We start from the raw sequence: 13,465 nt of genomic DNA on the forward strand, positions 1-13,465 counted from the left end.
GCATAGGGGCGGATTCCGCGCCGGGGCAGGGCCCAGGCGACGGAATCCGCCCTGCCGACGGTCAGCGTGAGGCGGTGTCGTACAGCTGCTGCGCGTCGGTGCCGAGGTAGGGCCCGTACATCGACGTCTTGTCCGTCGAGTACTTGTACGAGTTGACGGAGCTGAGCTGCCCGAGCCCCGTGCTCGTGCTGAAGCCGGACAGCCACGGCCCACCGGAGGAGCCCCCGGTCATGTCGCACGTCATGCCGAGCGTGTCCGCGCCGTAGGGGTCGGACTTCAGGGGCCCGGCGCAGTGCACGAGGTCGCTGCCGTCGTACGGCCGGGCGGCCGGGTAGCCGAAGGCGTAGCGGGACTCCGAGCGGGGCGCGGAGAACGTGATGCCCTGCGCGCCGACGGTGTCGGTGAGCGTCGCGCCGCCCACCGGGGCGACCACGGCGAACCCGACGTCGTAGGAGAAGTCGCCGGAGGACTCCCACTGCGTCGTCGTGTGGAGGTCCGTCGCGACGAACGTGCCGTACGGACGGGCGCCGTCGGCGTAGGCGGGGACGAACGCCCAGTTCGTCGCGAAGTCGCCGGGACCCTCGTGCAGGCAGTGCCCGGCCGTCAGCACGGTGCTCTCGTTCGCGCTCGTGACCGCGGAGCCGGAGCAGACGTAGTTGCTGCCACCGAGGGTGAAGAACACCTTGCCGGTGGTCGCGACGACCGCCGTGCCACCGGTCCACAGGGCGCCCGTGACGACGGGGTCGGTGCTGCCGCCACCGCCGCCGCCCGGCTTCCCGCCACCCGGCTTGTCGGGCTTGGGCACCGGCTTCACCTTCGCCGTCGTGCCCCGCGCGACCGGCGCGGCGGCCGCGGCCTCGGTCGGGGACACCACCGGGGCCAGGCGCTCGCCGGGCAGGGCGGCCCGCATCCGCGCCGGCGTCCAGTACGCGGCGACGGCGGCGCGCTCGGCGGCGGTGGTGGCGGCGCGGGCGTGGGCGCCCTCCGGCGCCCGGTCGGACGGGGCGGCACCGGCGGGGGCGGCGAGCCCGGCGGCGAGCACCGCCCCGGCGGCGAGGGCGAGGAGACGTCGGGCGGGACGGGGTGCGGGCACGAGGGACCTCCGGGGGCCGGGCGACCCTCGCCCGGTCGGGAGACCGTAGGTGCCGTGTCCGAGCCTGACAAGGGTCTTGACACCGCCTGCGATCCGTGCCGCGTAAGCCGGCTGCGACACTCGCGGCCATGCGTCGCGTCACCGTCCTCGGGTCCACCGGGTCCATCGGCACCCAGGCGCTCGACGTCGTCGGCCGCAACCGCGACGCCTTCGCTGTCGCCGGGCTCGCCGCCTGGGGCGGCGACCCCGCCCTGCTCGTCGAGCAGGTGCTCGCGCACGACGTGCCCGTCGTGGCGGTCACGGACCCGGAGGCCGGCGAGGCGGTCGCGACGCGGCTGCGGACCGAGGGGCGGGGCACCGAGGTGCTCGTCGGGCCGGACGCGGCGACGGAGCTGGCGGCGCGCCCGACCGACGTCGTGCTCAACGGGCTCGCCGGCGCCGTGGGCCTGCGGCCGACCCTCGCGGCTCTCGGGGCCGGGCACGTCCTCGCCCTGGCGAACAAGGAGTCGCTCATCATCGGCGGCCCGCTCGTGCGACGCCTCGCACGACCCGACCAGGTGGTCCCCGTCGACTCCGAGCACTCCGCGCTCGCCCAGTGCCTGCGCGGCGGGCGCGCCGAGGAGGTGCGCCGGCTCGTCCTCACCGCCTCCGGCGGTCCGTTCCGCGGCCGGGACCGCGCCTCCCTCGCCGACGTGACGCCGGAGGCCGCCCTCGCCCACCCGACGTGGGCCATGGGCCCGCTCGTGACGACGAACTCCGCGACCCTCGTCAACAAGGGTCTCGAGGTGATCGAGGCGCACCTGCTCTTCGACGTGCCAATGGAGCGCGTCGACGTCGTCGTCCACCCCCAGTCGGTCGTCCACTCGATGGTGGAGTTCACCGACGGCTCGACGCTCGCGCAGTGCAGCCCTCCCGACATGCGCCTGCCCATCGCGCTCGGCATCGGCTGGCCGGACCGGGTGCCGGACGCCGCGCCGGGACTGGACTGGACGACGGCGACGGCGTGGACCTTCGAGCCGGTCGACCACGACACGTTCCCCGCCGTCCGTCTGGCGCGCGAGGCCGGTGCGGCGGGGGGTGTCGCGCCCGCCGTCTACAACGGCGCCAACGAGGTGGCGGTGGAGCAGTTCCTCGCCGGGAACTGCGGGTTCCTCCAGATCGTCGACACGGTGGCCGAGGTTCTCTCCGTGGCCGCCGACCAGGGCTTCGGGGAGCCGCGCGACGTCGACGACGTCGTCGCGGCCGACACGTGGGCACGGGCCCGCGCGGCTGAGACACTGGGGGTCCGCCCGCCCGTGTGAACGGAGGGCGGCAGCAGAGCAGGGAGACGCTCGTGGACCATGCGCTCGCCTACACGGCAGGGGTGCTCGCCATGGTGGTGGGCATCGCCGTGTCCATCGCCCTGCACGAGGTCGGCCACCTCGTCCCCGCCAAGCGCTTCGGGGTGCGCGTCACCCAGTACATGGTGGGCTTCGGCCCGACGCTGTGGTCACGGCGCCGCGGCGAGACCGAGTACGGCGTCAAGGCGATCCCCCTCGGCGGCTACATCCGGATGATCGGGATGTTCCCCCCGAGGCCCGGCACGCCCGCCGGCATGGTCGGCTCGGCGTCGAGCAACCCCATCGCCTCCATGGTCGAGCAGGCCCGTGCGGAGTCCCTCGAGGAACTGCGCCCCGGCGACGAGAAGCGGACGTTCTACGGCCTCAGCGTGCCGAAGAAGCTCGTCATCATGCTCGGCGGCCCCGTCATGAACCTCCTCATCGCCGTCGTCCTCCTCACCGTCGTCGTGAGCGGCTTCGGGGTGCCGACGCTCACGACGCAGGTGCAGACGGTGTCGCGGTGCGTCCTGCCGGTCGACGCCCCGGCGGACGCCGAGTGCTCGCCGTCGGACCCCGCGGCCCCGGCCGCGGCGGCGGGGCTCCGCCCGGGGGACACCCTCCTCGCCATCGGCGGGGTCCCGACGCCGACGTGGGACGCGGTCAGCGAGCAGATCCGGCTGTCCGGGGGCCGGCGTGTCGACGTGCGCGTCGAGCGCGACGGCCGCGAGCTCACCCTGCAGGCGACCCCCATCGTCGCCGACGTAATCGCGCGCGACGAGGACGGGCTCCCGGTCGAGGAGGCCGACGGGTCCTTCGCGACCGTCCGCGCGGGCTTCCTCGGCGTCTCCCCGGTGCAGGCGACCGTGCGGCAGCCCCTCACGAGCGTGCCCGGCCAGGTCGCCGACGCCGTCGTCGGGACCGTCGGGGTCGTGGCGCGGCTCCCGCAGTACATGGTCGGCGTCGGGCAGGCCGCCTTCGGCGGCGGGGAGCGGGACCCGGACGGACCCGTGAGCGTCGTCGGTGTCGGTCGCTTCGCCGGCGAGGTCGCGGCGCTGGAGGACCCGGCGGGCGAGTTCGGCCTTCGTGAGCGGGTCGCCCAGATCCTCGCCATCCTCGCCGGCCTCAACGTCGCGCTCTTCGTCTTCAACCTCATCCCGCTGCTGCCCCTCGACGGCGGCCACGTCGCGGGGGCGCTGTGGGAGGGCACGAAGAAGACGTGGGCCCGCGCCCGCAACCTGCCCGACCCGGGACCGGTCGACGTCGCGAAGGCCCTGCCGGTCGCCTACGGCGTCGCGGTGGTCCTCCTCGGCATGGCCGTCGTCCTCATCTACGCCGACGTCGTCAACCCGATCAGGCTCACGGGCTGAGCCGGGGCCACAATGGGGGCGTGACCGTCAGCCTCGGCATGCCCGAAGCCCCCGCACCCGTCCTCGCCCCCCGCCGGAAGTCGCGCCAGATCAAGGTCGGCAGCGTCCTCGTCGGCGGCGACGCCCCCGTCAGCGTGCAGTCGATGACGACGACGCCCACGACCGACATCAACGCCACCCTGCAGCAGATCGCCGAGCTCACCGCGAGCGGCTGCGACATCGTCCGGGTCGCGTGCCCGTCCCAGGACGACGCCGAGGCGCTGCCGGTCATCGCGAGGAAGTCGCAGATCCCCGTCATCGCCGACATCCACTTCCAGCCGAAGTACGTCTTCGCGGCGATCGACGCCGGCTGCGCCGCGGTGCGGGTGAACCCCGGCAACATCCGCAAGTTCGACGACCAGGTGAAGGAGATCGCCGCGGCCGCGAAGGACGCCGGCGTCTCGCTGCGCATCGGCGTCAACGCCGGCTCCCTCGACAAGCGCCTCCTGGAGAGGTACGGCAAGCCGACGGCGGAGGCGCTCGTGGAGTCGGCCGTGTGGGAGGCCTCCCTCTTCGAGGAGCACGACTTCCACGACTTCAAGATCTCCGTCAAGCACAACGACCCGGTCGTCATGGTCCGTGCCTACGAGATGCTCGCCGAGCGCGGGGACTGGCCGCTCCACCTCGGCGTCACCGAGGCCGGGCCCGCGTTCCAGGGCACCATCAAGTCCTCCGTCGCCTTCGGCGCCCTGCTGAGCAAGGGCATCGGCGACACCATCCGCGTCTCGCTCTCCGCGCCCCCGGTCGAGGAGGTCAAGGTGGGCACGCAGATCCTGCAGTCGCTCAACCTGCGCCCCCGCAAGCTCGAGATCGTGTCGTGCCCGTCGTGCGGGCGCGCCCAGGTCGACGTGTACACCCTCGCCGACGAGGTCACCGCAGGCCTGGAGGGCATGACCGTGCCGCTGCGTGTGGCCGTCATGGGGTGCGTCGTCAACGGTCCCGGCGAGGCCCGCGAGGCCGACCTCGGCGTCGCCTCCGGCAACGGCAAGGGGCAGATCTTCGTCAAGGGCGAGGTCATCAAGACCGTCCCGGAGTCGCAGATCGTCGAGACCCTCATCGAGGAGGCGATGCGGATCGCAGAGGAGATGGGCGTCGACCCCGAGGGCGGCGAGGCGCCCCAGGGCTCCCCGGTCGTCAGCGTCTCCTGAGGCTCACGCCGTCGGGTCGAGCACGGCGAGGGTCGCGAGGTCGAGCACGAGGAGGGACGTGTCGAGGAGCGGCGGGCCCAGGTGGGCCGTCACCTCCTCGTCGGAGTCATGACGGTCCGGTGAGCGAACGGGCTCATGACACACCTCCGCGCAGCGGGATCGTCCTCCGGTGCGTGGCGCGGGTCGACGCCCGGGCGATAAAGGGCGACGGGGTCACGTTTCGGTCGCGACGCGCCTGGAGCGCGCCCGCGGCGTCGCCTGCGGGGCGCCGGTGGGTGAGGATGGCGGCGTGCTTCGCTCGTCGGTGCGCGTGCTGGGGGCCCGGGACCTCGAGGCCGCCGTCGACCTCTGCGCCACCGACCCCGTCTCCCACGCGTTCGTCAGCTCCCGGCTGGTGGGGGGACTGCTCGGGGAGGCCGGCCGGGCAGAGGTCTGGGGCTACCACCAGGCAGGGGACCTCGTCTCGCTCTGCTGGGTGGGCGCGAACATGGTGCCGGTGGCGGCGCACGGCGAGGCCGCCGACGCCTTCGCCGCGAGGGCCCGGCAGGGACCGCGTCGCAGCTCCTCCCTGTTCGGCCCGCGCGACGACGTCCTGCGGCTGTGGGCCGGGCTGGAGGGCACGTGGGGCCCTGCACGGGAGGTGCGCGGCGAGCAGCCGCTCATGGTGTGCGAGCGGGCCGAGGTGGAGCCCCACCCCGAGGTCCGGCGGACCCGTCCGACGGAGCTCGACACCCTGTTCCCGGCGTCCGTCGCGATGTTCACCGAGGAGATCGGCTACTCCCCGCTGGGCATCGACGGGGGCGCCGGGTACAAGGCGGGCGTCGCGGAGATGGTCTCGCTCGGTCGCTCGTTCATCCTGCTGGAGCCAGGGGCAGACGGCGTGCCCGAGGTCGTGTTCAAGGCCGAGCTCGGGGCGGTGACGGGTGCGGTGGCCCAGATCCAGGGGGTGTGGGTGGCGCCGCACCGGCGGGGCGAGGGCATCGCCGTGCCCGCGGTCGCCGCTGTGGTGGAAGCCGTGCGCCGCGACCTCGGGGCGCGCTCCTCGCTGTACGTCAACGACTACAACCAGCGCGCGATCCGCGTGTACGAGCGGGTGGGCTTCGTCAGGCACGGCTGCTTCGCGACCGTCCTGCTGTGATGTCAGGGCCCGCAGGGGCCACAGCACAGGAACCGTCAGCCGCTGCCGCAGGCCAGGCGCCGACTTGCTCGCCCGGTCCTGCGCTGTGGCCGCCGACGCGGCCGTGTCATCGGCGACGACCCCGCTGCCGTGCTGCTGCCTCGGTGTACGCCCCGAGCACGTGACGGACCACGAAGCGGCCGTCGAACATCACGTGGGTCCACGCGAACCGGCGGGTCGCCCAGCCGTCGGTCTGCAGCCAGTCGTGCCGTGCGAGGTCGAGGGCGAAGGCTCGACGCGTGCCGTGGGTGTCGTAGCCGTCAGCCTCGAGCACCACGCCGGCGTCGACGTCCGCGAGGTCGACGACGGCGACGTCGCCGTGTCGTGACCTGATCTCGACCTGCGGCTGCAGCGACCTCCGCCCCGCCACGAGGCACCACCCCCTCAGGCCGGACTCGAAGGCGTTGGCCGCGCGGCTGCTCGCGTGCGTCAGCACCAGCCGGGCGCGCCCGCTGCGACGGCCGGCCAGCTCCTCGACGGCGCGGCGGAGGTCGCGGCGCCGGACGTCGCCCCGGCGCAGAGCCGAGTCGGCGACAGCGAGCGCATCGGGCACGGGGAGGGTCCGGGCGCAGTCGAGGACGGTGCGCAGGGGGTCGGTGACGCCGTCGCGTCGCTCGTGGGACGACAGCCTGCCCCACCGGAGCGTCGCCCCGCCCGGCACGAGTCGCGAGGCGGTGGGTGGGACGGTCACCTCCGTCCCGCTCGACCGGTGCAGCACGCCCCAGCCGTGGTGCTCCGCGGCGCTCAGCCCGGACAGGGCACCGCCGAGCTCGAGGGCGCGTCGCACACCGCCGGTCGCGCTGGGCAGGGCGTAGCGCCCTCGCCGGACCCGCACCACCTCGCCCCGCGACAGGGCGGTGCGGAGCGACCGACGTGAGACGTGCTCCATGAGCTCCGGGTACGTGGCGGTGCCGAGCGCGGCGACGACGGTGACGGGCGTGCTCACGGTGCGAGCGTGCGGGTTCCGGTGCCGACTCGAGGGTCCGTCCACAAGGGGACAAGGTGCGCTGCGCACTCGTCCACAGGCCATGGCGCAGGAAATCGGCGGCGGAGCCGCAGGTCGACAGCCGGGCAGACCGCCCGGTCCTGCGCTGTGGCCGGACCGGGACCTGCCGCCACCCGCCGGTACCCTCGCCGCCGTGCTCATGCGCATGTCCTCCCTCTTCCTCCGCACCCTCCGCGACGACCCGGCCGACGCCGAGGTCCCGAGCCACAAGCTCCTCGTGCGCGCCGGCTACGTCCGCCGGGCCGCACCGGGCGTGTACAGCTGGCTGCCGCTGGGCTACCGGGTGCTGCGCAAGGTCGAGGCGATCGTCCGCGAGGAGATGGAGGCCATCGGCGCGCAGGAGGTCCACTTCCCGGCGCTGCTGCCGAAGGAGCCGTACGCCGCGAGCGGCCGCTGGGACGACTACGGCGACAACCTCTTCCGGCTCAAGGACCGCAAGGGAGGCGACTACCTCCTCGGGCCGACGCACGAGGAGATGTTCACGCTGCTCGTCAAGGACCTCTACAGCAGCTACAAGGACCTGCCGCTCTACCTGTTCCAGATCCAGACGAAGTACCGCGACGAGGCGCGCCCGCGCGCCGGGATCCTCCGTGGCCGCGAGTTCGTCATGAAGGACAGCTACTCCTTCGACACCTCCGACGAGGGCCTCGACGCGAGCTACCGGGCGCACCGCGACGCCTACCTCCGCACGTTCGACCGGCTCGGGCTCGACTTCGTCGTCGTCAAGGCGGTGTCGGGTGCCATGGGCGGCAGTGCGAGCGAGGAGTTCCTCACCCCGAGCCCGGTGGGGGAGGACACGTACGTCCGCTGCACCGCGTGCGACTACGCGGCCAACGTCGAGGCGGTGACGACGGTCGCCCCGCCCGCCGCGACCCCCGACGAGCTCGCCGCGCTGCCGGCCGCCCACGTCGAGGACACCCCGGGCACGCCGACGATCCAGACGCTCGTCGACCACGCGAACGCCGCGTTCCCCCGCGACGACCGGCCGTGGACCGGCGCCGACACGCTGAAGAACGTCCTCGTCGTCCTGGTCCACCCCGACGGGACGCGCGAGCCGCTCGCGATCGGCGTCCCGGGCGACCGCGAGGTCGACGCCAAGCGCCTCGCCGCCGCGGTCGAGCCCGCGACGGTCGACGCCTTCACCGACGACGACTTCCGGAAGCACCCGGTCCTCGCCAAGGGCTACATCGGCCCCGGCGTCCTCGGGACCGCGAGCGCCGAGCGCGGCGGCAGCGGCATCCGCTACCTCCTCGACCCGCGCGTCGTCGTCGGGACCGCGTGGCTCACCGGCGCCGACGCCGACGGCCGTCACGTCTTCGACCTCGTCGCCGGCCGCGACTTCCCCGCCGCGGGGGAGGTCGGCGGCGACGGGACGATCGAGGCCGCCGAGGTCCGCGACGGCGACCCCTGCCCGCAGTGCGCCGGCGAGCGGGGCGGCACCCTGGAGTCCGCCCGCGGCATCGAGATGGGCCACGTGTTCCAGCTCGGCCGCAAGTACGCGGAGGCGCTCGGGCTCACGGTCCTCGACGAGAACGGCAAGAGCGTCGTCGTGACGATGGGCTCCTACGGCATCGGCGTCAGCCGCGCCGTCGCGGCGATCGCCGAGTCCACCCACGACGACAAGGGCCTCGTGTGGCCGCGGGCCGTCGCGCCCGCGGACGTCCACGTCGTCGTCGCGGGCAAGGACCCGGCGGTCGCCGAGGGCGCCGAACGCCTCGCCGCGGACCTCGACGCCGCCGGCCTCGACGTCGTCCTCGACGACCGGAAGGCGAGCATGGGCGTCAAGCTCAACGACGCCGAGCTCGTGGGGCTCCCGACGGTCGTCGTGGTGGGCAAGCGCTTCGCCGACGGCTACGTCGAGGTCGTCGACCGCCGGACGGGCGAGCGCCGCGACGTCGCCCTCGACGACGTCGTCGCCGAGCTCGGGTGAGCGCCGCCACGGCGGCCGGCGTCCTCGCCGGCTGGCCGGGCATGCCCGACGTCGGCTGGCAGGCCGTCGCGCTGCTCGTCCTCGCCGCGCTCGTCGCCGGCTGGGTCGACGCCGTGGTCGGCGGGGGCGGGCTCGTCCAGCTCCCGGCGCTGCTGCTCGCGCTGCCGGGGGCCACCCCCGTCCAGGTCCTCGCGACGAACAAGCTGTCGGGGGTGTGGGGGACCACGGCCGCCGCGGTGACGTACGCCCGCCGGCTGCCGCGGCGCCCGCGCGCCGTCGGGGTGCTCACGGCCGCCGCGGCTGTCGGGTCGGGCCTCGGCGCCGCGCTCGCGGCCCTCGTCCCGCCCGGTCTCTTCACGCCGCTCGTCCTCGTGCTCGTCGTCGTCATCGGGGTCGTCACGGTCGCGCGGCCCCGGCTCGGCCTCGTCGAGCGGCACCGCGTCCGTTCGATGTCCTTCGCCGCGCTCCTCGCCGGCATCGGTATCGGCGTCGGGGTGTGGGACGGGATCTTCGGCCCCGGCACGGGGACGTTGTTCGTGTTCGCGCTCGTCGGTCTCGCGGGGTACCAGTTCCTCGACGCGACGGGTCTCGCCCGGATCGCCAACGCCGTGACGAACCTCGCGGCGCTCGTGGTCTTCACGCTGCAGGGTGCGCCCCTGTGGACCCTCGGCGTGCTCATGGGCGCCGCCAACCTCGCCGGTGGCTGGCTCGGTGCGCACACCGCCATCGCACGTGGCTCGGCCTTCGTGCGGGCCGTGTTCCTCGTGGTGGTGGGCCTGCTCGCGGCCCGGCTCGCGTGGGACGTCGTCGCCGGGCTCTGACCGGCGCCCCGCTCAGCCCGTCAGCCGGGGAAGGCGACAGGCCCCCCGCCCCACGACCAGCGACCGCGCTCGGCGAGCGCGAGCGCCCGGACCGCGGCCGCGACCCAGTCCGCGACGCCGCTGTCGACCGCGGCGACGAGCACGGCGCCCGCCGCGGTCGCCAGGGCGTCCTGCAGGCGCAGCGCCAGCGCCGTCGCGTCCGCCGGGCCGCCGACCGGGTCGCCGTCGAGGTCCGTGGGGTACGTGGCCTCCGGCGCGACGGGCACCGCGCCCAGCAGCTCGACCGCGAGGAGCAGCTCCGCCACGGCCGCCGTGTGCGCGCCGCGGGCCGCCGCGGCGGCGTCGGCGCGGTCCGTCGACCACGACTGCACGACGGCGTACGACCACCGCGCCCGGTGCTCCTGGGCCAGCAGGTGCTGCAGCGTCGCGACGAGCGGCTCGCGGGCGCTGTCGGGCACTGCTGCGGTGGGCCAGCCCGACCCCGGTGGCCCCAGGTCGTCGCCGACCGCGCCGGCCTGCGCGGCCCGGGCGGCTCCCACCCGGGCGAGCACGACGGCGAGGTCGGTGTCCGCGTCGACGTCCGCCCGCTCCGCGACGGCCGCGGACGTCGCCTCCGCGGCCTGCACCGCGAGGACGTCGGGCGCCTCGGTCGGGGTGACCGGCGGCGTCGAGGGGCCTGCGGCCGGCGTCGGCGCGCCCGTGGCGGCCGTCGACGGGCCGGGCGACGGCGACGTCCTCTCCGCCCCGGGCGCCGCGACGGCGGGGTCGAGGAGCGCGAGGTGCTCCCGGTGGACGCCACGCAGGGCCTCGGTCGCGGCGCCGCCACCGGCCCAGCGGCCGGCGAGCGTCGTCGTGCCCGCCGCCGCGAGCGCGTCGAGGGCGTCGAGGCACGCCCTCGTCCCCGTCACGAGGTCGCGCCGTCGGAGCTCGCGGGCGCTCGGCGCCGGGGGACCCGCCTCGCCACGCAGTCCGAGGTCACGCAGCACCTCACCGGGGGACCCGACGTCACCGGAGCACGCGGCGAGCCCGCCCGTCGCGAGCGCCCCGAGCCCGGCGACGAGACCCCGGGCACCGGCCCGCAGCACGCTGCGGCGGTCCGGCGGTCCGGGCAGCACGTCGGGCACGGCCCGATGCTCGCAGACGCGTCGCACCACCTCGCGCTCCGGCAGCCCGTGCGCGGCGGTCCGGGCGTGCCGCGACGGATAGTGTGTCCACCCCGTCCCCGAGCCCCGGAGCCGTCCACCGTGCCCCCCTCGTCCCCGTCCTCCCACCGGGAGCGGCTCGCGCCCCTCCTGGCGCCCGTCGTCTCCGGCGCCGGCCTCGAGCTGGAGGACGTCGCCGTGCAGACGGTCGGCCGCCGCCGGCTCGTGCGGGTCGTCGTCGACCTCCCCGCCGACGAGGTGGGGGCGGTCGACCTCGACCGTGTCGCCGAGGTGTCGCGCGCCGTCGGGACCGTGCTCGACGAGGCCGACGCGGTCGGTCCCGGGCCGTGGTCGCTCGAGGTGACGACGCCTGGCGTCGACCGGCCCCTGACCGAACGCCGGCACTGGCTGCGGGCCCGGTCCCGGCTCGTGCGGGTCGAGCAGGACGGCGCCGACCCGGTGACCGGCCGGCTCGTCGCGGTCGACGACGACGGGGTGCACGTGGAGGTGGACGGCGTCGCGACGGTTCTGTCGTGGTCGCGGGTGCGCCGCGGGCTCGTCCAGGTCGAGTTCCGGCGCACCGGGACGGAGGAGGCCTGATGGACGTCGACATGCAGGCGCTGCGCCTCATCGAGCAGGAGCGCGAGATCCCCCTGCCGGTGCTCATCGCGACGATCGAGCAGGCGCTCCTCCTCGCCTACCAGCGCACCGAGGGCGCCGAGACCCACGCCCGCATCGACCTCGACCGCCGCACCGGGCGCGTCACCGTGCTCGCGCAGGAGGTCGACGACGCGGGCGAGGTGGTCCGCGAGTGGGACGACACGCCGGCAGGCTTCGGCCGCGTCGCGGCCTCGACGGCCCGGCAGGTCATCCTCCAGCGCATCCGCGACGCGGAGGACGAGCGCGTCCTCGGCGAGTTCCGCGGGCGGGAGGGCGACATCGTCTCCGGCGAGGTCCAGCAGGGCCGGGACCCCCGCTACATCCGCGTCCGGCTCGGCGACGTCGAGGGCGTCATGCCGCCGGCGGAGCAGGTGCCGGGGGAGGACCTGCGCCACGGTAACCGGGTCCGCTGCTACGTCGTCGGCGTCGCGAAGGGGCTCAAGGGCCCCCAGATCACGCTCTCGCGCAGCCACCCGAACCTCGTGCGGCGCCTGTTCGCCCTCGAGGTGCCGGAGCTGGAGGACGGGACCGTCGAGATCGCCGCCGTCGCACGCGAGGCGGGGCACCGCAGCAAGGTCGCCGTCCGGGCCGGCCGTCCCGGGTTCAACGCCAAGGGCGCCTTCATCGGCCCGATGGGCCAACGGGTCCGGGCGGTCATGAGCGAGCTGCGCGGGGAGAAGATCGACATCGTCGACTACGACGAGGACCCCGCCCGGTTCGTCGCCGCGGCCCTGTCGCCCGCCAAGGTCCTGTCCGTCGAGGTCGTCGACGCCGCCGCGAAGCAGACCCGCGTCGTGGTCCCCGACTACCAGCTGTCCCTCGCCATCGGCAAGGAGGGCCAGAACGCCCGCCTCGCGGCGCGGCTGACGGGCTGGCGGATCGACATCCGCTCCGACGAGGCCGCACCCGCGTCGTGACCCGCCCGGCGACCCGGTCGGCCCCGGAGCCGGACGGCGCTACACTTGCGGAGGCCTCGACAGGTGCGACTGCCGCCCTGCCCGAGCGCACGACACCCCTGGACGACCCCACGTCGGCCGGACCCGTGCGCACGTGCGTGGGTTGCCGCCGCCCCGCGCCGAGGTCGGTCCTCGCCCGGTTCGTCCTGGCCGAGGTCGAGGGAGGGCCCCAGGTCGTCCCCGATCCCGGTGCGCGGCTCCCCGGGCGCGGTGCCTGGCTCCACCGGGACCCCGGCTGCGCCGGGCTCGCCGTACGCCGCAAGGCGTTCGCGCGGGCCCTCCGCGCGACCGGACCGGTCGGCACGGACCTGGTGACGGCGACCGCCCGCACGTGGGCGGTCGAGCAGGTCCGCACGGAGCACGACGACAAGGGGCGACCCCGCCCCGCACCACGAGACCGGAAGCGGGTCGACGAGTGATGAGCACCCCATGAGCGCGCTGCGATGAACAGCCCTCGGTAACGACGGTCCGTGTGCCCTCCTGGCTCCGGACCGAGACAGGAGAGAAGTGGCAAAGGTCCGCGTCCACGAGCTCGCGAAGGAGCTCGGACTGACGAGCAAGGCCCTGTTGTCCTGGCTTCAGGACAACGGGGAGTACGTGCGGGCGGCGTCCTCGACCATCGAGGCCCCCGTCGTGCGCAAGGTCCGCGAGAACTTCGACGGCGCCCCGGCCAAGCCCGCGGCTCCCGCGAAGGCGGCCATTGCCCCGACGGCCGCCCCCGAGGCCCCCAGCGCCCCGGCGGCGCCGAGCGCACCGGCTCCGGCCGCGCCCGCCGCGGACGCCCCGGCGCCGAGCGCCCGTCCGGCC

At 75.1% G+C, this 13,465-nt stretch carries 13 protein-coding genes; 10 read left to right on the top strand and 3 right to left on the bottom strand.

What is annotated here, in order from left to right; all coding sequences use genetic code 11:
- Positions 1–61: 61 nt before the first annotated feature.
- A complete protein-coding gene (locus WAB14_RS06205; RefSeq protein ID WP_340268418.1) occupies positions 62–1,093 on the bottom strand; it encodes a trypsin-like serine peptidase in 1,032 nt (343 codons plus the stop codon).
- Between the two features lie 128 nt (positions 1,094–1,221).
- Here WAB14_RS06205 and dxr point away from each other — a divergent pair, with 128 nt between their 5' ends.
- The 4 genes from dxr (at position 1,222) to WAB14_RS06225 (ending at position 6,104) form a co-directional block, all read left to right on the top strand.
- Positions 1,222–2,394 (top strand): 1-deoxy-D-xylulose-5-phosphate reductoisomerase, encoded by a 1,173-nt coding sequence (gene dxr, locus WAB14_RS06210; RefSeq protein ID WP_340268420.1) that lies wholly within the window; start codon positions 1,222–1,224, stop codon positions 2,392–2,394.
- Positions 2,395–2,426: 32 nt separating this feature from the next.
- Positions 2,427–3,779 (top strand): M50 family metallopeptidase, encoded by a 1,353-nt coding sequence (locus WAB14_RS06215; RefSeq protein ID WP_340268422.1) that lies wholly within the window; start codon positions 2,427–2,429, stop codon positions 3,777–3,779.
- Between the two features lie 38 nt (positions 3,780–3,817).
- Entirely contained in the window at positions 3,818–4,966 is a 1,149-nt protein-coding gene (gene ispG / locus WAB14_RS06220) for a flavodoxin-dependent (E)-4-hydroxy-3-methylbut-2-enyl-diphosphate synthase (RefSeq protein WP_340268515.1), read from the top strand.
- 289 nt (positions 4,967–5,255) lie between these two features.
- On the top strand, positions 5,256–6,104 hold the full coding sequence (locus WAB14_RS06225) for a GNAT family N-acetyltransferase (RefSeq protein ID WP_340268424.1): 849 nt from the start codon (positions 5,256–5,258) through the stop codon (positions 6,102–6,104).
- A 106-nt stretch (positions 6,105–6,210) separates the two neighbouring features.
- Here the strand turns inward: WAB14_RS06225 and WAB14_RS06230 are convergent, their stop codons facing one another.
- Positions 6,211–7,089: a hypothetical protein gene (locus WAB14_RS06230; RefSeq protein WP_340268426.1), complete on the bottom strand. Its 879-nt coding sequence runs from the start codon at positions 7,087–7,089 to the stop codon at positions 6,211–6,213.
- A 199-nt stretch (positions 7,090–7,288) separates the two neighbouring features.
- Here WAB14_RS06230 and WAB14_RS06235 point away from each other — a divergent pair, with 199 nt between their 5' ends.
- Together WAB14_RS06235 and WAB14_RS06240 are read left to right on the top strand one after the other, a co-directional pair.
- Positions 7,289–9,079 carry a proline--tRNA ligase gene (locus WAB14_RS06235; protein ID WP_340268517.1) on the top strand — a complete coding sequence of 597 codons (1,791 nt, stop codon included), beginning with the start codon at positions 7,289–7,291 and terminating at the stop codon, positions 9,077–9,079.
- On the top strand, positions 9,076–9,900 hold the full coding sequence (locus tag WAB14_RS06240; RefSeq protein ID WP_340268428.1) for a TSUP family transporter: 825 nt from the start codon (positions 9,076–9,078) through the stop codon (positions 9,898–9,900). Before WAB14_RS06235 ends, WAB14_RS06240 begins: the two co-directional genes overlap by 4 nt.
- A 20-nt stretch (positions 9,901–9,920) precedes the next feature.
- Here the strand turns inward: WAB14_RS06240 and WAB14_RS06245 are convergent, their stop codons facing one another.
- Positions 9,921–11,024, bottom strand: coding sequence for a hypothetical protein (locus tag WAB14_RS06245; RefSeq protein WP_340268430.1), 1,104 nt, complete (start codon positions 11,022–11,024; stop codon positions 9,921–9,923).
- 120 nt (positions 11,025–11,144) lie between these two features.
- Between WAB14_RS06245 and rimP the strand changes: the two genes are divergently transcribed.
- The 4 genes from rimP to WAB14_RS06265 form a co-directional block, all read left to right on the top strand.
- Positions 11,145–11,642 carry a ribosome maturation factor RimP gene (gene rimP / locus WAB14_RS06250; protein ID WP_340268432.1) on the top strand — a complete coding sequence of 166 codons (498 nt, stop codon included), beginning with the start codon at positions 11,145–11,147 and terminating at the stop codon, positions 11,640–11,642.
- Positions 11,642–12,619 (top strand): transcription termination factor NusA, encoded by a 978-nt coding sequence (gene nusA / locus WAB14_RS06255; RefSeq protein WP_340268434.1) that lies wholly within the window; start codon positions 11,642–11,644, stop codon positions 12,617–12,619. Before rimP ends, nusA begins: the two co-directional genes overlap by 1 nt.
- A 137-nt stretch (positions 12,620–12,756) precedes the next feature.
- Entirely contained in the window at positions 12,757–13,077 is a 321-nt protein-coding gene (locus WAB14_RS06260) for a YlxR family protein (RefSeq protein WP_340268436.1), read from the top strand.
- 88 nt (positions 13,078–13,165) lie between these two features.
- Positions 13,166–13,465, top strand: a 300-nt coding sequence (locus WAB14_RS06265) for a translation initiation factor IF-2 N-terminal domain-containing protein (protein WP_340268438.1), incomplete at its 3' end; no start/stop codon positions are given.

The sequence above is a fragment of the Aquipuribacter nitratireducens genome (assembly GCF_037860835.1).
GTDB classification, from domain to species: Bacteria; Actinomycetota; Actinomycetes; order Actinomycetales; family JBBAYJ01; genus Aquipuribacter; species Aquipuribacter nitratireducens.

Coding starts and splice junctions, on each gene's coding strand:
- dxr (WP_340268420.1), top strand. CDS start 1,222: ATGCGTCGCGTCACCGTCCTCGGGTCCACCGGGTCCATCGGCACCCAG.
- ispG (WP_340268515.1), top strand. CDS start 3,818: ATGCCCGAAGCCCCCGCACCCGTCCTCGCCCCCCGCCGGAAGTCGCGC.
- WAB14_RS06235 (WP_340268517.1), top strand. CDS start 7,289: ATGCGCATGTCCTCCCTCTTCCTCCGCACCCTCCGCGACGACCCGGCC.
- nusA (WP_340268434.1), top strand. CDS start 11,642: ATGGACGTCGACATGCAGGCGCTGCGCCTCATCGAGCAGGAGCGCGAG.